Origin of the sequence: Macrococcus equipercicus (genome assembly GCF_004359525.2) — a bacterium.
Classification (GTDB): Bacteria; Bacillota; Bacilli; order Staphylococcales; family Staphylococcaceae; genus Macrococcus; species Macrococcus equipercicus.
This window is the reverse complement of record NZ_SCWC02000003.1, coordinates 1-22,488: the sequence shown is the minus strand read 5'-3', so window position 1 is coordinate 22,488 and position 22,488 is coordinate 1. Positions and strand designations below refer to the sequence as shown.

At 42.1% G+C, this 22,488-nt stretch carries 19 protein-coding genes, 1 tRNA gene, 1 other RNA gene and 1 pseudogene; 14 read left to right on the top strand and 8 right to left on the bottom strand.

The window, feature by feature from the left end:
* Positions 1–79 precede the first annotated feature (79 nt).
* A pseudogene (locus tag ERX35_RS05195) lies at positions 80–511 on the bottom strand (tyrosine-type recombinase/integrase); the annotation flags it as partial.
* A 493-nt stretch (positions 512–1,004) separates the two neighbouring features.
* On the opposite strand from ERX35_RS05195, the gene ERX35_RS05190 reads away from it, so the two are divergent.
* On the top strand, positions 1,005–2,228 hold the full coding sequence (locus ERX35_RS05190) for a Fic family protein (RefSeq protein WP_149458872.1): 1,224 nt from the start codon (positions 1,005–1,007) through the stop codon (positions 2,226–2,228).
* Between the two features lie 187 nt (positions 2,229–2,415).
* Here the strand turns inward: ERX35_RS05190 and ERX35_RS05185 are convergent, their stop codons facing one another.
* Positions 2,416–3,546 carry an NADH-dependent flavin oxidoreductase gene (locus ERX35_RS05185; protein WP_149458871.1) on the bottom strand — a complete coding sequence of 377 codons (1,131 nt, stop codon included), beginning with the start codon at positions 3,544–3,546 and terminating at the stop codon, positions 2,416–2,418.
* Positions 3,547–3,741: 195 nt separating this feature from the next.
* On the opposite strand from ERX35_RS05185, the gene ERX35_RS05180 reads away from it, so the two are divergent.
* The gene (locus tag ERX35_RS05180) at positions 3,742–3,933 is read left to right on the top strand and encodes a hypothetical protein (protein ID WP_149458870.1); all 192 of its coding nucleotides are present in this window, start codon (positions 3,742–3,744) and stop codon (positions 3,931–3,933) included.
* Between the two features lie 33 nt (positions 3,934–3,966).
* On the opposite strand, the gene ERX35_RS05175 is transcribed toward ERX35_RS05180, so the two are convergent.
* Positions 3,967–5,292: a sodium-dependent transporter gene (locus ERX35_RS05175; protein ID WP_149458869.1), complete on the bottom strand. Its 1,326-nt coding sequence runs from the start codon at positions 5,290–5,292 to the stop codon at positions 3,967–3,969.
* 146 nt (positions 5,293–5,438) lie between these two features.
* Positions 5,439–6,131, bottom strand: coding sequence for a hypothetical protein (locus ERX35_RS05170; protein ID WP_149458868.1), 693 nt, complete (start codon positions 6,129–6,131; stop codon positions 5,439–5,441).
* A gap of 147 nt (positions 6,132–6,278) precedes the next feature.
* Between ERX35_RS05170 and ERX35_RS05165 the strand changes: the two genes are divergently transcribed.
* The 10 genes from ERX35_RS05165 to recR all read left to right on the top strand — a co-directional run bounded on the left by ERX35_RS05165 (position 6,279) and on the right by recR (position 16,017).
* The gene (locus tag ERX35_RS05165; protein ID WP_149458867.1) at positions 6,279–7,211 is read left to right on the top strand and encodes a nucleoside hydrolase; all 933 of its coding nucleotides are present in this window, start codon (positions 6,279–6,281) and stop codon (positions 7,209–7,211) included.
* Positions 7,212–7,320: 109 nt separating this feature from the next.
* A tRNA-Ser gene (locus ERX35_RS05160) sits at positions 7,321–7,413 on the top strand.
* A gap of 219 nt (positions 7,414–7,632) precedes the next feature.
* Positions 7,633–9,084, top strand: a complete 1,452-nt coding sequence (treP, locus tag ERX35_RS05155; RefSeq protein WP_149458866.1) for a PTS system trehalose-specific EIIBC component — start codon at positions 7,633–7,635, stop codon at positions 9,082–9,084.
* A gap of 52 nt (positions 9,085–9,136) precedes the next feature.
* Positions 9,137–10,774, top strand: a complete 1,638-nt coding sequence (gene treC, locus ERX35_RS05150; RefSeq protein WP_149458865.1) for an alpha,alpha-phosphotrehalase — start codon at positions 9,137–9,139, stop codon at positions 10,772–10,774.
* Positions 10,775–10,844: 70 nt separating this feature from the next.
* Positions 10,845–11,579, top strand: a complete 735-nt coding sequence (gene treR / locus ERX35_RS05145; protein WP_149458864.1) for a trehalose operon repressor — start codon at positions 10,845–10,847, stop codon at positions 11,577–11,579.
* Positions 11,580–11,639: 60 nt separating this feature from the next.
* Positions 11,640–11,905, top strand: an RNA gene (ffs, locus tag ERX35_RS05140) — signal recognition particle sRNA large type.
* Positions 11,906–12,103: 198 nt separating this feature from the next.
* Positions 12,104–13,345, top strand: coding sequence for an aminoacyltransferase (locus ERX35_RS05135; RefSeq protein ID WP_149458863.1), 1,242 nt, complete (start codon positions 12,104–12,106; stop codon positions 13,343–13,345).
* A gap of 114 nt (positions 13,346–13,459) precedes the next feature.
* Positions 13,460–15,085, top strand: coding sequence for a DNA polymerase III subunit gamma/tau (gene dnaX, locus ERX35_RS05130; protein WP_149458862.1), 1,626 nt, complete (start codon positions 13,460–13,462; stop codon positions 15,083–15,085).
* Between the two features lie 15 nt (positions 15,086–15,100).
* Positions 15,101–15,421: a YbaB/EbfC family nucleoid-associated protein gene (locus tag ERX35_RS05125; protein WP_149458861.1), complete on the top strand. Its 321-nt coding sequence runs from the start codon at positions 15,101–15,103 to the stop codon at positions 15,419–15,421.
* On the top strand, positions 15,421–16,017 hold the full coding sequence (gene recR, locus ERX35_RS05120; RefSeq protein ID WP_149458860.1) for a recombination mediator RecR: 597 nt from the start codon (positions 15,421–15,423) through the stop codon (positions 16,015–16,017). Before ERX35_RS05125 ends, recR begins: the two co-directional genes overlap by 1 nt.
* Positions 16,018–16,073: 56 nt before the next feature.
* On the opposite strand, the gene phnE (ERX35_RS05115) is transcribed toward recR, so the two are convergent.
* From phnE (ERX35_RS05115) to ERX35_RS05100, 4 genes are all read right to left on the bottom strand, one after another.
* A complete protein-coding gene (gene phnE, locus ERX35_RS05115; protein WP_149458859.1) occupies positions 16,074–16,880 on the bottom strand; it encodes a phosphonate ABC transporter, permease protein PhnE in 807 nt (268 codons plus the stop codon).
* Positions 16,877–17,653 carry a phosphonate ABC transporter, permease protein PhnE gene (phnE, locus tag ERX35_RS05110; RefSeq protein WP_149458858.1) on the bottom strand — a complete coding sequence of 259 codons (777 nt, stop codon included), beginning with the start codon at positions 17,651–17,653 and terminating at the stop codon, positions 16,877–16,879. The genes phnE (ERX35_RS05115) and phnE (ERX35_RS05110) overlap by 4 nt, the downstream gene beginning before the upstream one ends.
* Positions 17,653–18,426, bottom strand: coding sequence for a phosphonate ABC transporter ATP-binding protein (gene phnC, locus ERX35_RS05105; protein ID WP_149458857.1), 774 nt, complete (start codon positions 18,424–18,426; stop codon positions 17,653–17,655). The genes phnE (ERX35_RS05110) and phnC overlap by 1 nt, the downstream gene beginning before the upstream one ends.
* Before the next feature lie 80 nt (positions 18,427–18,506).
* Entirely contained in the window at positions 18,507–19,454 is a 948-nt protein-coding gene (locus ERX35_RS05100) for a phosphate/phosphite/phosphonate ABC transporter substrate-binding protein (RefSeq protein WP_211359983.1), read from the bottom strand.
* 207 nt (positions 19,455–19,661) lie between these two features.
* On the opposite strand from ERX35_RS05100, the gene ERX35_RS05095 reads away from it, so the two are divergent.
* Both ERX35_RS05095 and ERX35_RS05090 read left to right on the top strand, forming a co-directional pair.
* Complete coding sequence (locus ERX35_RS05095) at positions 19,662–21,170, top strand: DNA-binding protein (RefSeq protein ID WP_149458856.1); 1,509 nt, start codon at positions 19,662–19,664, stop codon at positions 21,168–21,170.
* A gap of 85 nt (positions 21,171–21,255) precedes the next feature.
* Positions 21,256–22,107 (top strand): patatin-like phospholipase family protein, encoded by an 852-nt coding sequence (locus ERX35_RS05090; protein ID WP_149459103.1) that lies wholly within the window; start codon positions 21,256–21,258, stop codon positions 22,105–22,107.
* The last annotated feature ends 381 nt before the right edge of the window (positions 22,108–22,488 follow it).

Below are 22,488 nucleotides of genomic sequence, written 5' to 3'. Positions count from 1 at the left end.
TCATGTCCAAATGATACACAAATAGCTTTTATAAGTCAATCGTTAAATTTTGGATGTTTCTCATGAAACTACTATAAATTTATCCGCTCACTGCTTCCAGCTTATCCATCACATCTTTATCCATCTGTTCAGTTACATGGCTGTATATCTGTAATGTGGTCTTGTGGTCTGTATGACCTACTCTATCCATAATAGCCCGTAATGACACACCTAACTGACTCAACAGCGATATATGGCTGTGCCTTAGCGTGTGCGTCGTCACATGCTTATTAATCAGCTTCCCATCCTGGTCGTCCTTTAACTCATCTACAGCCGTCTTGATGTTGCGATTGACGGAAGTAAGGGCCATAGGATTGCCGTAGTGGTTAGTGAGGATAAAGCCATGATTTATATAGTTGCTCTCCCACTATGTCGCTTTCTTATTCTCTAACATGACTTTACGCAAGATGTCACAGCTTCTAGTAGTCAGTGAGATAGTCCTATAAGACGCTTCCATATTAAGTACATTTTTCATACTGTAGTCTAGATCATAAAAAACAATAGATTGTCTTATTTATCATTATAGCTCAATCTGTAATTTATTGTATATTAAAATGTAAAAATTTAATTTCAGTAATTATTTTTAAGACAAGTTAGTAATATGGGTAATCAAGCAGAAAGAAGCCCTGTTAAAACAAATTGGAGGCTTTTTCGTGTAGCTGGGAACAGGTAGGGAAGTCTCTAATTTTCAGACTTATTCACTTCTCGCATATAAGGAAGGCCTTGAAAAACCAAGGATCCTTAATTTCCAAAAGTATATCGGCCTGTATAAAAATGCTGAATAACGCCCAAATTAAGATTTTAAAAGTAATAAGGTTTAAAAGAAGAATAATTACATATCTTATGTTTATATAGAGATAATAAAATTTGTATGTATAAAAAAAGCTTAAAATTATCTTTATATATATCAATAAATAATTTAAAGTATAAAATATAAAAGCTTTTTATAGAAAGGTAGAGAGAAGATGGAATATTTATATAAATATTATTACAATAATGAACAAAAAGATTATAAAGAAGAAGTAAAAAAACGTCTTTCAGCTCCTTCAAGAATAGAGTTTAACTTTAAAGTAAAACAATATAAAAGAGAAGATAAGCATAGACTATATTTTATTCCTACTTTAAAGATGATAAAAATGGTTGAAGCCATTGCTAAACGTGATAGATTACTAGATAAATATTTTGATGCTCTTCCTGATTCAGCTCGTGAAGCTTTTGAGAGGGAAGTAATAACTAACGAATTATTTTCAACTAATGATTTAGAAGGTGTGAAAAGTACTAAGAGAGAAATTGCTGAAAGTGTGAAGCTTGCTAAAGAGAATAAAAAAACTAAAAAAACTACACGTTTTTTGAGCATGGCTAACTCTTATTTAAGTTTATATCTTAATGAAATTAAACTCCCTTCGACACCACAAGATATAAGAAAAATTTACGATAAAATTTCAGCTTCAGAAGTGGAGGAAGAAGATAAGATAGACGGAAAGTATTTCAGGTTAGATGGTGTGGATGTTAAAACTAGCACAGGAAAGGTAATACACCAAGGAATAAACGGGCATGAAAATATTATAATCGCCATAGATAAGATGTTAGATATTCTTAACGGGTACGAAGAAATTTCAGCAATAATAAAAGTAGCTGTTGCCCATTACATTTTTGGATATATACATCCTTTTTATGACGGAAACGGTAGGACTTCAAGATTTATAAATAGTTTATACCTTTCTAAAAGTCACAGCCGCTTAACATCTATCTCCTTATCAAGAGCTATAAATAATAACTCCAAAAAATATTATGAAATATTTGAGCATACTAACAGTACGCTTAATGCCGGCGAACTAAATGAGTTTATTGAAACCTTCTTAGAATACATCATCAAGGGACAAGAAGAAGTCAAAAATGAATTAGTCATAAAGCTTAGACTGATAGATAGTGCATTTTTAAAATTATCGTCAGAGAAAAAGTTAGAGAACAAAGATCAAAAATATTTCGATGCTTTATTTATTATTGGTCAAATCCAGCTATTCACTGATAATGATTTGACAGTCCAGGCGATGGCAAGTTATTTAGAAGTAGCTGAAATAACGGCCCGTAAAGTATTAAATGATCTTGTAGACATGGGCTTGTTAGAAGTAGAGGGTAGCAGGCCGAAGTTATATAAAAGTATAGAAGGATACTTTGATTTTGAATAAAAGAGCAAAAAAAGGGCAGATATTTGTGACTCGGGGCAACGCCAGGAAACACATTTAAGATATGCAACGCTTCAAACCCTTGATATATAAGGTTTTGAAACTCTATGAAATTTCTTTATTTTCTATTTTGGATTGAGTGGGAATAGATATAAAAACCTCTAACCATCACGGTTAGAGGTTTTTCGTGCTATTTAGCATCTTCTTTAGAAGGCAGTGGATAGAAGCCGGCTTTGAACTGCTGCCATAATGGGTCAGGCAGGTCGTGTTTATTTGGGTGGTGAGGGTCGAAGTAAGAGATGATCTCGTCTTCTCTGCCTTCTTTGATCTTGCTGACAAATGCGTGATCGAGCAGAAGTCCTCTGCCCATTGCGATCAGTTCTACGCCTGTATGTAGAGCGTCAATAGCCTCGTCTGCTGTGAAGATGGAACCGATACCGATCAATGGCATGCGACCATCGACCCACTGATGAAGCAGCTGGATACGGCTTTGGCCTTCGTATTTACCTTCATGGACTTCACCATGAATGTGCATCAGTGAAGCGTGTAAATAGTGGAGCGGCTTTTCGATTAATCGTTTAATCAGTTCTTCAGTCAGCTCCATCTTAATGCCCGGGTTAAACGCTTCTTCTGGTGAGAAGCGGTAACCGATGATGAATTCTTCATTGCCGTATTCTTTTACTGTGTTGACGACTTCATCGACAACTTTCAGAGCGAATAGCAATGGATCTTTCCACTGGTCTGTCCGCTTGTTGAAGTGAGGAGAGACAAACTGATGGATAATATAGCCGTTTGCGCCGTGAATCTCTACACCATCGAATCCTGCTTCAATGGCACGCCGTGTCGCTGCGCCGAATGCTTTGATTGTCTCGTTGATCTCTGTTTCTGTCATTTCTCTGGCAGTGTGCGTGTGCGCCTGACGGAAGCTTTTGAGCGCCATCGCACTTGGTCCTGCAACGTCACCGTTTGGAGTATACTCCGGCAATGCCTGGACGCCGCCGTGATGAATCTGGATGATAGCTTTTGCGCCGTTCTTTTTCATTGCTGCCGCTAAGCGTTTTAGTCCTTCAATGTCACTGTCACGGGCGATGGAAGGCTGTCCTGGAAAGGCCTGGCCTAATTCAGTGACATGAGACGCAGCTGTAATCGCCATGCCTACGTCTTTTGAGCGGCTTTCCATGTAAGGAATCTCTCTATCCGAGATTGTTCCGTCTGCATTAGAAGAAATATGTGTCAGTGGTGCAAGAACAAAGCGATTGCGCAGTGCTACACCGTTATTTAATTGTAAAGGTTGAAATAAATCATTGTATTTAGTATTCATTGTGATGCCTCCTTATATCAATCAGTATAGCATCTATAAAAAAGGTGACAAAAGAACTGCCTGCAACTGTTTGTGAGATGTTAATGAAGTGAAATTTTTAAAATCATGTCACAAAATTGTGCAATCTTTCAGCCGTACTTTGTAGAGGGTTTGTTGTATGATAGGCTTATAGAATTTTGTGAAGAGGTGAAATGAATGAGCACAACATACAAGAAGTTGTTTGTCTTCGTCCTTGGACTGATTGAAATTATTGCGGGTTTCGCTGTTTATAAAACATCATTATTCGGAGCTTTTGTTTTTATCGCATTAGGTTTGCTGTTTTTAATCGTCATGTTCATTATAGATCGCCGTGCTAATAATCCTTATAACGGCCGCTTTATTAATTAAATCCTGCCTGCTCAGTTGAGCGGCAGGATTTTTTTATATGAACTGCATTATAAAGACCAGCAGAATGACAGCGGGCAGAATATATTTAATCGCTATAAACCAGACGCTGATAGTTTTAGTCTTACTGTTGAACTGGCTGATGATGGCGTCTTTATCCATAAAGTGTCCGCAGGCTATAGTAGTCGTTAAAGCACCGAGTGGCATCAGTATATTCGATACGAGGTAATCCATATTGTCGAATATCGTGCCAGCGCCGAAGCGGATATCATTTAATACACCGAACGACAAGGCAGCAGGTATGCCTGCGATAATAATAAAGCCACTGAGCAGCAGTGACCAGCGGCGGCGCTGCGAGTTATCATTTTTCGTGACGTTTGAAATATTGAGTTCAAGCAGCGAGATGGAAGATGTCAGTGCTGCGAATAGAAATAATATTAAAAACAGTAAGTAGAAGACATTACCGAATGCCAGGTGGTTGAAAATCTGCGGCAGCACAATGAACAGTAAGCCAGGTCCTTGCTCGGGTTTAACGTGAAACGATGCGGTTGCCGGGAAGATTGCAAGTCCTGCCATAATGGAGACGAGCAGATTCATAATGACGATGGAGAAAGAAGCAGTCCCGATATTCGCTTCTTTGTTTAAATAAGTGGCATAAGTGATCATGCCAGTTGTTCCGAGTGATAAGGCGAAGAATGACTGCCCGAGCGCAAAGACGATGGACTCAAAAGTAATATCTTCAAACCGGGGCGTCAGAAAGTAACGGACCCCTTCAGCGGCACCTTCCAGCGTCAGTGAACGGATGATGATAACAATAAATAAAAGGAAGAGCAGCGGCATCATCCATTTTGATGCGCGTTCGATGCCTTTTTCGACACCCATCGAGACGATAAGTGCAGTAATTGCGATGAACAGAAACTGACCAAGTAAAGCGGTCCATGGCGTGCTGATAATCCAGTTGAATGATGCTGCTGCATTTTGCGGCTGAATGATGTTAACGAATGCTAGCAGCGTTCTGCCGATATAGATGATGATCCAGCCGCCGATGACACTATAAAAGGCGAATAAGATGAAGACAGCAAGATTGCCATTCCAGCCGATTAAATTGAATAGTTTATAGCCGGTCAGTTTATCGTATAGGGCAGTCGTATATGTCTGTCCTAATTTACCGATGCTGAACTCCATCATTAAGAGCGGTAAGCCGATTAGTATGGTGAATAATAGAAATAACAGCAGGAAAGCACCACCGCCATACTGGCCGGCCATATAAGGGAACTTCCAGATGGCACCGAGACCGATAGCGGAGCCTGCACTTGCGAGAATAAAACCTGTAGATGACATCCATTGTGACTTATGATCCATGATGTAAAATCCTCTCTTTCACTTTAACGCTTAAAAGTGATAATATCACATTGAGTATAAAAGTCAACATGAGTAATGAAAGTCATTCAAACATTATTTTTAAAATAACAGCGCAGCATCCGGCTGAATGCTGCGCTGTACAGTGTTCAGTAATGATTAAAGATCATCGTCGTTTTCAGCTGATCTTCTGGTTCATAAACGTGAAGTGACTGTAGTTTTTCGATGAGTAACTGCTGTAGCTTTCTGGCTTCCTGTTCAGTCAATACTTTAGCGGATAACTCTATAATATGTTTATCTTTAATATCCCACTTCTCGAGTTTAATCTTATAATCATCAAGTCTGCCTATATGCCGTTCAAACTCAATAGGACCGATGATAGACGGGGCAGTAATAGTATTTAAATACGTTTTGAAGGCGTCATGAACTTGCTCTTTTAAGTGCAGGTGACTTGTTGCAAGGTCAGGAAGCACGTGGTCTTTAGCTGACACTTCCGCTTCGTAGTAGACACTGAGCGTCTGTCTGCCGGCACCGTATTCGATCTCAAAGCTGCCATCCTTAAAGCCGTCCTGCTCCGCCTGGCTCACCGCTTCGTCAACCGATGCTGTAACAGGGTAACGTTTTTTGAACTGCAGCTGATAGATATCTTCATCCTCTGATTTACGGATACGATAAGTCATATTCTCCATGTAATGCGTCTTGTCATGGTCGATGAACTGGACAAGAAAATCTTCATCTTTTTTCTTAGCATTAAATGCCTCAAGCACAAATGAAGCAATCTTGCCTTTTTTCGATAATGCCTGTCGATTGGCATATACCTTCACTTCGTAAGAACTGATCATATGGTCTCCTTCGTCATGCGTAATGTAGCGCTGTACTGTAAATTTTAAACTTACAGGAAAAGCTTTTTGAAGAGGTGTGTTCAACTAATAGTTATATTATAATTATAAAGTTAAGAAGACAAATCAACAATATAGGGGATAACTGATATGAAAAATGTATATTTTAATCATGATGGTGGAGTTGACGATTTAATTTCTTTATTTTTATTGCTGCAGATGGACAATATAAAACTGACAGGCGTCAGTGTAATCGATGCTGACTGCTATATTGAACCTGCTACTTTTGCGAGCCGCAAAATTATTGCACGATTTGGTGACAACAAAATTGAGACGGCCATGTCGAAGGAACGAGGCAAAAATCCGTTTCCAAAAGACTGGCGGATGCATGCCTTTTTTATGGATGCATTACCGATATTAAATGAACGCCAGACACTGGCACCGCTTGCAGAACAAGAAGCTTATCAGCACTTAATTGATAAAGTAATGGCAGAACCGGAGAAAACGACACTCTTATTCACAGGTCCGCTGACAGATCTAGCTAAAGCACTTCAAGTGGAACCCGCTATTACTGAGAAAATTGAGCGTCTAGTCTGGATGGGTGGAACTTATCTTGCAGAAGGTAATGTCCATGAACCAGAGCACGATGGGACAGCAGAATGGAATGCTTTCTGGGATCCAGAAGCAGTAGGTGTCGTCTTTAAGTCATCTATCGCTATAGACATGGTGGCACTCGAGAGCACTTTACAAGTTCCTTTGACGACAGAAGTACGTCAAATGTGGGCGGATGAAAGAGCATTTGAAGGAGTCGATTTTTTAGGAGTAAGTTATGCCATGGTGCCGCCGCTTAAGCATTTCGCGACAAACTCCACTTATTATCTGTGGGATGTCTTAACAACTGCTGCTCTCGGCAACCCTGACTTAGTGAAATCAAAAGTCATTCAGTCAAATGTGATTACAGAAGGACCTGCTCAAGGAAGAACATATGAAGAAGAAAATGGCCGGCCAGTAAATGTAGTTTATGATGTAGACCGTGAGCAATTTTTTGAATATATTACGACGCTTGCTAAAAAGATAGATTAGTCTATTATTCAGCATTAAGTGATTCTATGCCTTTAATAAATATGAATAAATTTCGTGAAAAGCATTGACAAAAAATAATGGGTGTTATAAGATTGTTATTGTCTTATTTGGAGGAATACCCAAGTCCGGCTGAAGGGATCGGTCTTGAAAACCGACAGGGGCTTAACGGCCCGCGGGGGTTCGAATCCCTCTTCCTCCGCCATTATTTTAAAACCAAGACTAATTTTTTGATATGTAGATGTCCTCTCCGGGGCATCTTTTTTTGTGTTAAAAAATAATTAGATGATCCAGTGAACAATGATAATTGCCCAGCTGGTTATTGTTATATAGCCTGAAGAATTTGTAACCCTTTTCAGAAAGCCTTTACATACTTGTATAGACAGATTACAATGAGGATAACAAAAATAAGGGAGATGGCAAAATGGCGGTCAATAGAGATGAAGTCAGACAAATTATTGAAGCGGTCGGCGGTAAAGAGAATGTCAACGCAGCAACACATTGTGTCACAAGATTACGTTTAGCATTGGTTGATGAGACGAAAGTCGATAAAGTTGCACTGGATAAGTTAAATCTTGTCAAAGGTTCATTTGCAGCAAACAATCAGTTCCAGGTTGTGATCGGGCCGGGTACAGTCGATGACGTATACAAAGTGTTTGTAGAGGAAACGGGCATCGGAGAAAGCACGAAAGATGATGTCAAAGCGGCAGCGGCAGAAAAGATGAATCCGTTGCAGCGTGCAATTAAAACATTAGGAGATGTCTTCATCCCGTTGTTGCCGGCTATCGTTACAGCTGGTTTACTACTTGGTGTAAACAACGTTTTAACAGCCGGCGGACTGTTCGGCGATAAACCGCTTGTTAAGATGTTCCCGCAGTTAAAAGACTTAGCTGAAATTATTAACTTTATTGCAGCGGCACCATTTATCTTCCTGCCGGCATTAATCGGCTGGTCAGCGATGCGGGTGTTCGGTGGCAGTCCGATTCTCGGTCTCGTGCTCGGTCTTGTTATGTGTCACCCGGGTCTTGCGTCACAGTACACTCTTGGTGATCAAGATACAGGTGAACTGACAAAGATTCCTGAATGGAACGTCTTTGGACTGCATATTGAGAAATTGAACTATCAAGGGCAAGTACTTCCTGTATTGATTGCAACGTGGGTGCTGGCGAAAGTTGAACGCTTCTTAAATAGACGCGTCCATGATTCGATTAAAATGCTTGTTGTTGGGCCTGTCTCATTACTCTTAGTAGGTTTTCTTGCATTCATTCTTATCGGACCAGTCGCTTTATGGCTCGGTACACAGATTACAGATGTCATTCAGTGGATCTTCACAAGAGCCGGCTGGTTAGGCGGTTTGATTTACGGCCTTATTTATGCACCACTCGTCGTCACGGGTTTGCATCATATGTTCCTTGCGGTAGATTTCCAGCTGATGAATTCAAATTTAAAAGGCACGTACTTATGGCCGATACTTGCTATTTCAAATATCTCACAAGGTTCAGCGGCATTCGCTGCATGGTGGCTGTACAAACGACGCAGCATGGTTAAAGAACAAGGTCTGGCATTGACATCGGGAATATCAGGCTGGTTAGGCGTCACAGAACCTGCGATGTTCGGTGTGAACATCCCGCTTAAATATCCTTTCGTCGCAGCAATTATCACGACAGGGATTGTCGGTTCTATATTCGGTTCACAGCAGTTGCTCGGTAGAGTAGGGGTTGGCGGACTGCCAGGTATCATTTCGATCAATGAAGGATTCCGCCTGACGTTCCTGCTCGGCATGGTGATCGCTGTGATTCTGCCGATTGTGCTGACACTCATCTTCTCAAGATTTGCTCAGAAGAATAATAAAGAAGTCATCAGAGAAATCGATTAACTTATAAATCTTGTTCAACTGAAACTATTTCAAAACGTTAGGAGTTTTTTAATTGGGAGTTTCCGACTGGAAGAAATCAGTGGTCTATCAAATTTATCCGAAGTCATTCAATGATACGACAGGTAACGGCCACGGTGATATTAACGGGATTATCGACAAGCTGGACTATTTGAAGACGCTCGGCGTGGATTATTTATGGTTGACGCCGGTGTATTGTTCTCCGATGAACGATAACGGCTACGATATCAGCGATTACTATGAAATCAATCCTGACTTCGGTACGAAAGAGGATTTCAGACGTCTGCTTAATGAGGCCCATGCGTGCGGTATTAAGATTATGTCTGACATCGTCATCAATCATACATCAACAGAACATCGCTGGTTTGTAGAGTCACGTCAGTCGAAGGACAATCCTTACCGTGATTATTACATCTGGAAAGACGGAGACAACGGCAATCCGCCGACGAACTGGGAGTCGAAGTTCGGCGGCAATGCCTGGCAGAAAGACGAAGTGACAGGCCAGTACTATCTCCGTCTCTTCGATGTCACACAGGCAGACTTGAACTGGGAGAACAGTAAGCTCCGCCAGGAAATTTATGATATGATCAATTACTGGATTGACTTCGGGATGGATGGTTTCCGCTTCGATGTCATCAACTTGATCTCTAAAGCAGAATATAAGAATTCTGAAGCAATCGGCAAGGAGTTCTATACAGATGGACCACGAGTTCATGAATTTCTACATGAATTAAACCGCAATACATTCGGCGATAAAGAAGGGTTTATGACAGTCGGTGAGATGAGTTCAACGACACTCGAGCACTGCATTAAGTACACAAATCCTGAACGTCGTGAGCTGAGCAGCGTCTTTAACTTCCATCATTTGAAGGTGGACTATAAAGACGGTGAAAAATGGTCTGAACAGCCATTTGATTTTGTTGAGCTGAAGCAGATTCTCTTCAAGTGGCAGCTCGGTATTCAAGCAGGAGGCGGCTGGAACGCTATTTTCTGGTGCAACCATGATCAGCCCCGTGTTGTGTCGCGTTTCGGTGATGATTCGACAGAAGAGAACCGTGTGTTAAGTGCTAAAATGCTCGCGATAGCGCTGCATCTGCTGCAAGGTACGCCGTATATATATCAGGGCGAAGAAATCGGCATGACGAACTTGTATTTCGACAATATTAAGCAGTACCGTGATGTGGAGTCATTGAATGCCTATTCTATTATGAAAGAACGCGGCATTTCAGACGATCAGGCGATGCGTATACTGCAGCATAAATCACGGGATAACTCGCGTTCACCTGTGCAGTGGGATGATAGTGAGCATGCCGGCTTTACAACTGGAACACCGTGGATTGAAACGGCGAAAAACTATAAGACGGTCAATGTCAAACAGGCGCTTGCAGATAAGAATTCTATCTTCTATACGTATCAGCATTTAATCAGGCTGCGACATAACTTTGAGATTATCACGTACGGCAAAGTTCTGCCGTTACTGGAAAATCACCCTGAATTATTTGCTTATGAGCGCAGGCTGGACGATGATACATTGATTATAGTGGCCAACTTCAGTGCGCAGGAAGTCACTGTGCCGGATGATATAGCGCTTGAAGGAACTGTACTGATTAACAATTACGAATCATATAGCCGTACGCTTAAGCCTTATCAGGCAGTAGCTGTTAAAAAATAATTGCAATCACTTTGTTCCAAAACAGTTATTTTATGTTAAGATGATTTGGAAACAAGGGGTGACCGATAAAATGAATAGAAATAAGTATCGAATAATTTATCAGGAGCTGAGCGGTAAGATCGTCAATGGTGAATATAAGCAGCATGAACAGCTGCCTTCTGAAAATTTACTCGTGAAGCAATACAATGTCTCACGTGAAACAGTAAGAAAAGCGCTTAGTCTGCTGCAAACAAATGGTTTTATCCAGAAATTAAAAGGTAAAGGTTCTGTAGTTATTTACAATGAATCAATGAATTTCCCTGTATCTCAGCTCATCAGCTTTGAAGAAATTAAAGAATCACTCAATATGGACTATGTGACAGCTGTAGAAATATTCGAGAAAGTGAACGCCGGGGATTATCCTGTCGTGATGGCAGCGCTTGACCTTGCAGAGCAGACAGAATTGTTTAGAGTCGTCAGAACAAGGCGTAAAGGAGGAAAAGTCAATATTATCGATACTGACTACTTCCTAGTTAGTCTTATGCCGAATTTAACGAAGGAAATTGCCCGGCAGTCCATTTATTCTTATATAGAGAATCAGCTGGAACAGACCATCAGCTTCTCCAACAAAGCTATCACATTTGAACCGATGACAGCAAGTGAACTAGAGCTGTTCGGAGAAGTGACGCCGCCTTATGCAGCAACTGTCCGCTCAACTGTCCATCTGGCTAATGCGCTGCCTTTTCAGTACAATATATCAAAGCACTGTGCCAGCGAGTTTAAGTTCGTCGACTTTTCCAGACGTCCAGCTCATAAGAAAGCATAATCAAAAAACAGCAGTGTTTTCCTTGCCAAATATTCATAATGTATAGTATGATAGATTCTGCCGTGCTAAGTGGGGAGGTAGCGGTTCCCTGTACTTGCAAGCCGCTTAGGCAAGACCGAATCCCTCTGCTGAGGGTAACATTTTGTGAGGCCTGACCTTGACACGTAGTGTTGAGAAGACGGTCCGAGTCAATATAAGCCCATGAAGCATGTCAGGTCCGGAAGGAAGCAGCATTAAGTGGTCACTTATATGTGGCTGGGGCAGCCGTCTTTGAGCTGTCGACCAAGGTTCCGCTTGTGACTGTTAAACGAAGCAGAGGTGCACGGTATTTATATAAAAATTAATCGTACATCTAATAGATAGACCTAGGAGACTAGGTCTTTTTTTTGAACATTTTCAGCTGAGTGGAGCTTTCAATAACATTGGATATAAGATAAAGAAATAGTATTACTACATATTTATTACACGAAAGTGTTATAGTAAATAACGACATAGAAACAATCACAGAACGGGAGAGTTTTTTAATGAAGTTTTGTAATTTGACGATAGATGAATTTGAATCGTTTGTTAACGACCATTTCAGTCACTATACACAATCTAAAGCTCACTACGCGGGTCGTCAGGCATTAAACCTCGATGTCCATCTCGTAGGAGTGAAAGAAGGGGATAAAGTGCTGGCCGCCTGCTTGTTGAACGGTGCGCCGAGCTTTAAATTCTTCAATTATTTCTATACGCATAAAGGGCCGGTGTTTGATCATCATGACAAAGCACTTGTCGATTTCTTCTACACGCATTTAACTAATTATTTGAAGAAGCATAAAGGGCTGTTTGTATTAGTGGACCCTTATGTTACACGCAACCATCTGGACGGCGACGGCCATGTCACTGAGTCATTTGAAGTTGACGATATTATCACCGGAATGGAACGCCTCGGTTATAAGCACCAAGGCTACAGTGTCGGTTACTCCATGGATTCCCAGGCACGCTTCTTGTCAGTGCTCGATTTAACGGATAAGACAGATGCTGAACTGCTGAAAGAAATGGAGTATAAGACGCGCCGAAACATTAATAAGACTATCGAAATGGGCGTACAGATGCGTGACTTATCAGATGATGAGATAAAGAAATTTTTCAGACTGTATAAGATGGCGGAAGACAAGCATGATTTCTCATTGTTTGACCTGCAGACATTTAAGCGCATGAAACAAATGTACGGAGATAACGCGCGCGTCGTAATGACGTATATCGATCTGAATGACTACTTAAAACGCCTGAACGACCAGCTGAGCGCAAAACGTACGGATTATGACAAGGCAGCAGCAGAACTGGCAGAGAACCCCGACTACAGAAAGCTGAAAAATAAAACAGCCGAACTCGAGAAGGCGGTAGCACAGCTCGAGAAGAAAGTCGCAGAAACGGACGCTTTAAGAGCAAGTGACGGCGATATACTTGAGCTGGCGAGTGCTATTTATGTTTTCAACAATCATGAGCTGTATTACTTATCAAGCGGCTCTAATCCTGCCTATAATCAGTTCATGGGCGCGTACAACATGCAGTGGGAAATGATTAAGTTTGCCAATCAGCTTGGCCTGAAGCGCTATAACTTCTATGGCGTCAGCGGTGACTTTACAGAATCATCGCCTGACCTGGGTGTCGCGAAGTTCAAGAAAGGGTTCAACGCCTATATTGATGAACAGCTCGGCGATTTCATCAAGCCGCTGAACCCAGCAGCATACTGGCTCTACAAAAAAATGAAAAAGAAATAACAACGTTTCAGGAGACTTATCAGCAGCTCATGCCGATAAGTCTCCTCTTTTTTGTTATGAAGCGGTTATGTCTAATGGTATAATAAAAGGACCAATATTGATGGAGGGGACGTCTTGAGTTATCAGGCTTTATATCGTGTGTTCAGATCCCAGGCTTTCGAAGAAGTAGTTGGGCAGAAGCATGTTACGACTACGCTGAAGAACGCTATAGCGAGAAACAAAATATCACACGCTTATTTATTCAACGGACCGCGTGGTACAGGGAAGACAAGTATCGCGAAAATATTCGCCAAAGCTATCAACTGTACAGAACGCCATGACGGTGAACCGTGCAATGAATGCGCATCATGTCTGTCAATCACGAATGGGACAAACTCGGACGTCATTGAAATTGATGCAGCGAGTAACAACGGCGTTGATGAAATCCGTAATATTAGAGATAAAGTGAAATATGCACCAGGTGAATCCAAATATAAAGTCTATATTATTGACGAAGTGCATATGCTGACGACAGGTGCTTTCAATGCTTTGTTAAAAACATTGGAAGAGCCGCCGGGTCATGCTATTTTCATTCTGGCGACGACAGAACCGCACAAAATACCGCCGACGATTATTTCCCGCTGTCAGCGATTTGATTTCAAGGCAATTGCTACCCCTGATATTGTCGAGCATTTGAAATATGTGTGTGACAAGGAAAGCATCTCGTTTGAACTGCCGGCACTTGAATTTATCGCCCAGACAGCAGAAGGCGGTATGCGTGATGCACTTAGTATTTTAGATCAGGCGATTGCGTTCGGAGACGAAGAGCTGACATTGGCACATGTATTGGACGTGACGGGCAGTGTCGGTAAAGAAGATCTGCGGCAGCTGACTGATGCGATTGTAACGCATGACGTACGCACGGCTTTTGAGTTATATCATCAGCTGTTAAGCGGCGGCAAGGAAGTAAACCGTCTTGTGACTGACTATATTTATTATTTACGTGACGTCATCGTTGATGTTGCAACAGGCACTAAAGGAGACGGCCAAATATATGAAGTCGACTTGTCTGTCATTTATGAGATGATTGATAAAATTAATGACACGCTTGTGTCGATGCGGTTTGCAGTCAATATGAACATTCACTTTGAAGTGCTCATCGTCAAACTGTCTGAACTTGTGAAGTCTCACGAGAAAGGGGCAGGTGCGAGTACCGAGTACATCGATGCGCGGATGAAAGAGTTCGAGGAGAAGCTTTCGAATATTCAGCTGAATCCGACAGCAGCACCGGCTAAGGCAAAACCGAAAGCAGAGCGCCATGTAAACAAGTTCTCAATTGCACAAATAGAAAATGTACTGGATAACGCCAATCGCGAAGATCTGACATATTTGAAGGAGAACTGGCAGGCGCTGATTGACCATGTGAAGCAAAATGATAGGGCGCTCGTCAGCCTGCTGCAGAACTCAGAACCGGTGGCAGCGAGCAGCACGCATGTATTGATCAAGTTCGAGGAAGATATTCACTGTGAACTCGTCAATAAAGGTGACGATAAACGTGAACAGATTGAGTCGATTGTATACACAATCATCAATAAAAAAGTTAAAATGGTAGGTGTACCTGATTCACAGTGGCTGCAGGTCAGACATGACTACATTAAAAACAAGAAGCAGCAGTCAGAAGTGAAGGCAGAGCCAAAAGATGATATCATCAAGACGGCAGAAGAGTTGTTTGGTAAAGATACAATAAATTTAATTGATTAATAGGAGGAACTAATTATGCGCGGTGGCGGAAATATGCAGCAAATGATGAAACAAATGCAGAAAATGCAGAAGAAAATGGCGGAAGAGCAGGAAAAATTAAAAGACGAACGTATTGAAGGAACAGCAGGGGGCGGTATGGTGACTGTTGTTGTTTCAGGTCATAAAGAAGTGCTTGATGTCATCATCAAGGAAGAAGTAGTAGATCCAGAAGATATCGAAATGTTACAGGACTTAGTACTGGCAGCAACAAACGAAGCATTATCTAAAGCGGATGATGTGACGGCTCAGCGTTTAGGTCAGCATACTAAAGGAATGAACATTCCAGGAATGATGTAATGCATTATCCTGCACCTATTTCAAGACTCATAGACAGCTTTATGAAACTGCCGGGAATCGGCCCGAAAACAGCGGCGAGACTTGCGTTCCATGTGCTTGATATGAAGGAAGAGGACGTCATGAACTTCGCGAAAGCGCTCGTCGACGTAAAGCGTGAGCTGACATACTGCTCTATTTGCGGTCATATTACGGACACGGATCCATGTTATATTTGTGCGGATAAGACGCGCGACCGCTCGATGATCTGCGTCGTTGAGGAATCGAAAGATGTCATTGCGATGGAGAAGATGCGTGAATACAAAGGGCTGTATCATGTGCTGCAAGGTGCCATCTCTCCGATGGAAGGCATTGGACCTGAAGATATCAACATTCCAAGTCTGTTGAACCGGTTAAAGGATGAAACAGTACAGGAGTTAATTCTGGCGACGAATCCGAACATCGAAGGAGAATCGACAGCTATGTATATTTCGCGCCTCGTCAAACCAATCGGCATTAAGACGACGCGTCTTGCTCATGGCCTGCCGGTCGGCGGTGACCTTGAGTATGCGGATGAAGTGACACTGTCTAAAGCTATATCAGGACGTACAGAAATATAAAGAAGTTCAAAAAAGCAGTGAAGCATCCAGCTTCACTGCTTTTTTGTGAAATAGTATTAGATGAGCCGCTTCCGGATGGCACCTGACAAAGTATCGACGATGATGACCATAATGACGATGCCGATCAGGATAATGCCGACGCGCTCCCATGTTCTTCCCTGCAGTGCGAAAATGAGCGGCGTACCGATACCGCCTGCACCGATTAAGCCGAGGATAGATGCACTTCTTAAGTTGATCTCAAAGCGGTAGAGCACAAATGAAATGAATGCCGGCAGTATTTGGGGCACGACGGCAAACATCAATGTCTTTGTCTTGTTTGCCCCCGTTGCCGTTAATGCTTCAGACGGTCCGAGGTCAAGGTTCTCTATATTTTCAGCAAACAGTTTGCCGAGCATACCGATTGAATGGATCCCGACTGCCAGCACCCCGGCGAATGCCCCGGGACCGACGGCTTTAATGAATAACAGCGCCATAATGATCTCCGGGAATACGCGGATGACACTGAGCAGAAATTTGCTGAGCTCTGACAGCAAGCGGTTGGAAATATTGCGCGCCGCTAAAAAAGCGAATGGAATACATAGAACCGCTGAGATGATAGTACCTAAAAAGGCGATAGCGAATGTCTCAAGCAGACCGCGCAGCAAGTCCTCGCCATCAGGCATATAGACATAGCTCCAGTCCGGGTGGATGATACCGGACAATATGTTTGACAGAATCTCCCATGACTTTTCTTTTATTGCTATCGCCGGCATGCCACTGAATGCCCATATGTATACGGCGAGCAGCAGAATAATGAGGAGGATATTTCTGATAATAACAGGCGCTGATGATTTAGGCTTTAAATGATCATAGTTTTTAATCATAACAGTTTCTTCCTCACTTTCGAGCTCGTATAGTCGATGATTATTACAATAAGCAGAGTGAACAGTATAATCGCAGTCACTTTCGGATACTCAAAGTAACCGAGTGTCTTATCATAGAACAATCCGATACCGCCGGCGCCGACAAGACCGAGGACGGCAGCCGCACGGATATTGATCTCAAACGTAAATAATACAAATGAGAGATAAGGTGCGAGTGCCTGCGGGAGCACACCGAACGCTATCCATTTTGATTTATTGGCACCGACTGCCGTCATCGCTTCAAGCGGCCCGTTGTCGATATTCTCCAGTGCCTCATAGAACAGTTTGGCGACGATGCCGAATGACAGTACAGTCAGCGCGAATATACCGGGCAGTGCACCGATACCGAAGACTGCGACGAATATAGAAGCGAGCAGCAGGTCGGGAATCGTCCGGACAATATTGAGTAAAAAACGTACGGGCATGTTCACCCAGCGTGATCTGAAGACATTGTTTGCTGACAGCAGAGCGACGGGCAGTGCAAGCAGTGAGCCGAATGTCGTGCCGAGAACAGCCATACGTATAGTGTCGAGCATCGGTGCAATAATTTCTTTGAAATAAGACCAGTCCGGCGGCAGCATTTCCTTAACAAGGTTCATCATTTCCGGTGCGCCGAGCGCCAGGCTCTCTAAACTGAATCCTGTCTCAAAGCCGCTCCAGATGACTAAAGCCGTGAGCAGCAGCAGGGAGAAGATGGTTTTATAGCGCTTAGCATTGTTAATTGACGGGTTCATCAGTTAACCCCCATTTTCTCATCATCTTTAATTTCCCGTCCATATATGCGGCTGAAAGCATCGTCTGTTGCCTGTTCAACTGGTCCGTCAAATACAATTCTGCCTGACTGCAGTCCGATGATTCTTGTCGCATATTCACGAGCCAGGTCGACGAAGTGCAGATTGACGATGATAGTGATGCCGAGTTCTTTATTGATGCGCTGTAAGTCGTCCATAACCTGCTTAGTAGTCAACGGGTCAAGAGAGGCAACCGGTTCATCAGCTAAAATAATTTCCGGCTCCTGTGCCAGTGCACGTGCAATTGATACACGCTGCTGCTGACCGCCTGACAGTTCGTCAGCACGGTTATAAGCTTTCTCAACGATGTTGACGCGGTCAAGCGCTTCAAGAGCAATCTGCTTATCCTCTTTCGGAAATAGACCGAGCACCATTTTCCAAGTAGGATGATAGCCCACACGTCCTGACAGTACATTTCTGATGACTGAAGAACGCTTCACTAGATTAAAACTCTGGAAGATCATACCGATATTCCGGCGCATCAGCAGCAGCTTGTTTCCCTTAGCCTTCGTAATCGACTGTCCGCTAATCGAGATATCGCCGGATGTAATTTCGTGCAGGCGGTTAATAGAACGGAGCAGCGTTGATTTCCCGGCACCTGACAGACCGACAATCACTATAAATTCTCCTTGATTGATTTCAAGGTTGATGTGATCCAGTCCGACATGGCCGTTTGGATACACTTTGCTGACATCATTAAATATGATTTGGCTCATCATGACACTCCTTTATAATAAAAGGCTAAACTCACACATGTGAGTTTAGCCTTCTTAGTAGCATATTTATGCTCAAGAAATTATTCTTTGACTTTTTTGTCATACTCACGAATAACATCGAACTTAGAATCATCTGATTTCACATAACCTTCATGTGAATAAACTTCGCGGATAACTTTTTGTCCTTCTTTATCTTTGCTGATATCGATAAACGCTGTTGTTAATTTATCTCTCCATTTGTCAGTCATATCTGAACGAACAGAGATAGTATCATTTGGAATTTTTTCTGTATATTTGACGATTTTAGTATCTTTGAAGACGTTTGGCTGGTCGCCTTTAACAATACTACGTGCATCCTGGAATGTTACTGCGACATCCACATCGCCGTTCAATAATGAAATGACTGCCTGATCATGACCTTTAACTGTTGTCACTTTCATGTCCTTCAGTGGATCGATGCCTTCTTTCTTCAAATCGACCGCAGGGAACACATAACCCGCTGTAGAAGTGACATCCTGCATCGCAATTTTCTTGCCTTTCATATCTTTCAGGCTGTTGATTCCAGAATCTTTTTTAACGATAAACTGAGATTTGTAGTAATCAACGAGTTCTTTAGTTGGAGAACCATCATCATTAACACCGTAACGCTGTGCCTGCAGCAGGACGTCAGCCGCTTTTTGATCATGTGCTAACACATAAGCTGTTGGCGGCAGGAAACCGACATCTACTTTTTTAGACTTCATCGCTTCAACAATTGTATTGTAGTTAGTAGATACAGATACTTCAACCGGGATGCCCAGTTTAGCTTTTAATAACTTTTCAAGGGGCTTCGCTTTTGCTTCAAGTGTCTCAGCATTCTGAGAAGGAACGAACTGCACAGTTAATTTTTCAGGCGTGTAGCCTTCTTTGCTTGATGACGCAGTAGAATCTTTTTGAGTTTCTGATTTATTGTCTGTCGTGCCACAAGCTGCAAGTACTGCAACGGCCATTAAAGCAGGGACAGAAGTTTTCACGATTTTTTTAAACATGATGATGCTCCTTTTCCTATTCCTATTTTTGTAACGTTCTAGTAAATGATAACAAAAGAAGTCTTTGAGCGGTTATAACAATCCTGTAAAGATTGAAAACGAAATCGCCTATTTACTTACATATCATTTACACAGAATTAAAACTACTTTGCTAATAATAAGAGGGTGTCATGGATCTATGCCATCATAGTGAAAAGAGGAAAACTAATGATTAAAAAAGCAGTTATTGCTACAATGACAACGTTCATGCTCGGCACACCGGCTCTTTATGCAGAAACTTACAACGATCAGGCGCCAGTCATTAATCCGGCAGTTTCTAATGGACAAAGCGTACTCGTTGACAATACACATGGGCAGACCGCAGGAGCAGCAGACTGGGTCATTGACGGCGCGTTCTCTGATTTCGGTCGGGGTGTAGCAGCAAAAGGCTATCAAGTTAAAGAGCTTCGTAAAAAAACAGCAGTCACTTATGAAGATTTAGCACCGTACGATGTATTTGTTATACCGGAAGCGAACATTCCATTCAAACAATCGGAACAAGATGCAATTTTAAAATACGTTAAAGAAGGCGGTAGTGTATTTTTTATCGCCGATCATTATAATGCAGATAGAAATTTGAACCGCTATGATTCTTCGGAAATTTTTAATGGCTATCGTCGAGGTGCTTACGGGGCACCTGCTAAAGGAATGACAGCAGAAGAAGCGCAATCTGTCAGAATGTCAGGCGTTACAAGTTCTGACTGGCTGTCCAATAATTTCGGAGTGAGATTCCGATATAATGCGTTAAGTGACCTTGTCGCGACAGATATCGTCAAAGATGCAGGAGCATTCGGTATCACTGCCGGTATCAACAGCGTAGCGATGCATGCAGGCTCTACTATCGCACTGACCAACCCTGACATCGCTAAAGGCCTCGTGTACGTCCCGTCAGGATTAACAACAGCGGACAAATGGGGACCGGCAGTCGATCAAGGAGTATACTTCGGCGGCGGTAAAGATGAAGGTGCTTATGTAGCTATCAGTAAAGTGGGATTAGGAAAAGCTGCCTTCATCGGTGATTCTTCTATGGTAGAAGATGCAACTCCTAAATATTTAAGAGAAGATAACGGCCAGACTAAAAAGACTTATGACGGTTATAAAGAACAAGATGACAGCACATTGTTAACTAATATCGTCAGCTGGCTGTCGCGCGATGAGTCCTATACTTCATTCAAGGAGAAAGGACTGACACTGGATCAGGCATCACCTATACTTTCCTTTGAAGTGCCGGCAGCATCTACAGAACCTGCAACTGAACCGTGGTCTACACCGGCAGCGACTTATAAATGGTATGATGAGTCGACTTTCAAGCAAGGCAGCTATGGTTATTCCTCCCTTGTCTCGAGTACTGGATATGACTTTGTACTGCCTGTAGTTACAAATGGTCAGTCATTTAATACGACACTTGTATTGAATGGTCTGACACCTAATACAACTTATAATGATTTAAAAGTAGGCATCTATAATACGGCAGGCACTCAGCTCGGTTCTTTCTATATGAACAATCAATGGAGTGCAGTGGGCTACAGTCCGGCTGTTACTTTGACTACAGATGCTCGAGGCTCTGCTTCAACGGTTATCACAGCAAAGACGACTAAAGGAATAACAGGGAACGCGAATATTAGATTAAAACGCGGCACATCCTCTCTTTACACAGAAGCATTTACGATTAAATAAAGACTGTATAGTGAAGCGGCCGATAATCGGCCGCTTTTTTTATAAAGTGCTATTTGCTATAATATGGAATAGTCAAAGGAGTGACATAATGAATAAGACAGGATTAGTATTAGAAGGCGGCGGTATGCGCGGTATATATACAGCGGGTGTACTGGATTTGTTTCTGGATAAAGGTATCGAGTTCGACTATATCATCGGTGTTTCTGCAGGAGCCAATATGGCAGCTTCCTATTTATCGAAGCAGCGTGGGCGTAATAGGCAGGTCAGCCTTGATTTTTTAGGGGACAAACGATACTTATCTCTTCAGAACTATATTAAAAACCGTGAAATGTTCGGCATGGACTTTATCTTCAATGAAATTCCAAGTGTTCATGTACCTTTTCATATGAAGGACTTTCTTCTATATGAAGGACAATATGTCGTTGCGTGTACTAACTGTGAAACGGGAGAGACGGAGTATTTTGACCAGTCTTACTTGAACAAAGATCTGCTCACAATTTTGAGAGCATCAAGCTCGCTTCCGTTAATGGCACCTGTCGTTGACTATCAAGGTAAGAAATTGCTGGACGGCGGCGTGACTGATCCTATCCCGCTGCGTAAGGCACAGGCAGACGGCATTACTAAAAATGTCGTTATACTGACACGGCCAAAAGGTTACGTGAAGAAATCAAGCCGTCTTGCTAAATGGTTTAAAGTGAAAGGTTATCCGCAAGTTGATGAAGCAATGCGCAGACGGCCGGCCCGCTATAATGAAACACTCCACTATGTTAATCGTCAGGAAGAAGTGGGCAATGTAGTAGTCATCCGGCCATCAGCTGATTTAAAAGTTGATCGCATGGAGAAAGATAAAGGAAAGCTCGACGATCTCTATCAATTAGGTTACAGCGATCCCGAGAAAGCACTGGATAAAATTAATGCATTAAGAAATATTAATTAATTGTTAAAAGTGTAAATTTTGCGCTTGTAGAAGGGCTTGCAACCCTGTATAGTTATATCTTGTCCGGCAGAGATAACGGCAGCTCAAAAAAAGAAATTAAAAAAAGAGTTGACTTATACTTCACATGAGAGTATAATTAAATCTTGTCCGGCAGAGATATAACAACATACTAAAACTTGATTTTAAAAAAAATTTAAAAAAGAGTTGACTTTCAAAACGAAAGAGAGTATAGTTAAATCTTGTGAGACGAAAAATGAACATTGAAAACTGAATGACAATATGTCAACGTTAATTCCAATAATTTGAGTACTTTAGTACTTTCAGAGTGACTGGCTTAAGCAGTCAACGAGCTTTTATCAGACAAACTATTATGGAGAGTTT

Bases quoted from the DNA above. Each gene is read 5' to 3' on its own strand.
- ERX35_RS05190 (WP_149458872.1), top strand. From the start codon at position 1,005: ATGGAATATTTATATAAATATTATTACAATAATGAACAAAAAGATTAT.
- ERX35_RS05185 (WP_149458871.1), bottom strand. From the start codon at position 3,546: ATGAATACTAAATACAATGATTTATTTCAACCTTTACAATTAAATAAC.
- ERX35_RS05180 (WP_149458870.1), top strand. From the start codon at position 3,742: ATGAGCACAACATACAAGAAGTTGTTTGTCTTCGTCCTTGGACTGATT.
- ERX35_RS05175 (WP_149458869.1), bottom strand. From the start codon at position 5,292: ATGGATCATAAGTCACAATGGATGTCATCTACAGGTTTTATTCTCGCA.
- ERX35_RS05170 (WP_149458868.1), bottom strand. From the start codon at position 6,131: ATGATCAGTTCTTACGAAGTGAAGGTATATGCCAATCGACAGGCATTA.
- ERX35_RS05165 (WP_149458867.1), top strand. From the start codon at position 6,279: ATGAAAAATGTATATTTTAATCATGATGGTGGAGTTGACGATTTAATT.
- treP (WP_149458866.1), top strand. From the start codon at position 7,633: ATGGCGGTCAATAGAGATGAAGTCAGACAAATTATTGAAGCGGTCGGC.
- treR (WP_149458864.1), top strand. From the start codon at position 10,845: ATGAATAGAAATAAGTATCGAATAATTTATCAGGAGCTGAGCGGTAAG.
- ERX35_RS05135 (WP_149458863.1), top strand. From the start codon at position 12,104: ATGAAGTTTTGTAATTTGACGATAGATGAATTTGAATCGTTTGTTAAC.
- ERX35_RS05125 (WP_149458861.1), top strand. From the start codon at position 15,101: ATGCGCGGTGGCGGAAATATGCAGCAAATGATGAAACAAATGCAGAAA.
- recR (WP_149458860.1), top strand. From the start codon at position 15,421: ATGCATTATCCTGCACCTATTTCAAGACTCATAGACAGCTTTATGAAA.
- phnE (WP_149458859.1), bottom strand. From the start codon at position 16,880: ATGATTAAAAACTATGATCATTTAAAGCCTAAATCATCAGCGCCTGTT.
- phnE (WP_149458858.1), bottom strand. From the start codon at position 17,653: ATGAACCCGTCAATTAACAATGCTAAGCGCTATAAAACCATCTTCTCC.
- phnC (WP_149458857.1), bottom strand. From the start codon at position 18,426: ATGAGCCAAATCATATTTAATGATGTCAGCAAAGTGTATCCAAACGGC.
- ERX35_RS05100 (WP_211359983.1), bottom strand. From the start codon at position 19,454: ATGTTTAAAAAAATCGTGAAAACTTCTGTCCCTGCTTTAATGGCCGTT.
- ERX35_RS05095 (WP_149458856.1), top strand. From the start codon at position 19,662: ATGATTAAAAAAGCAGTTATTGCTACAATGACAACGTTCATGCTCGGC.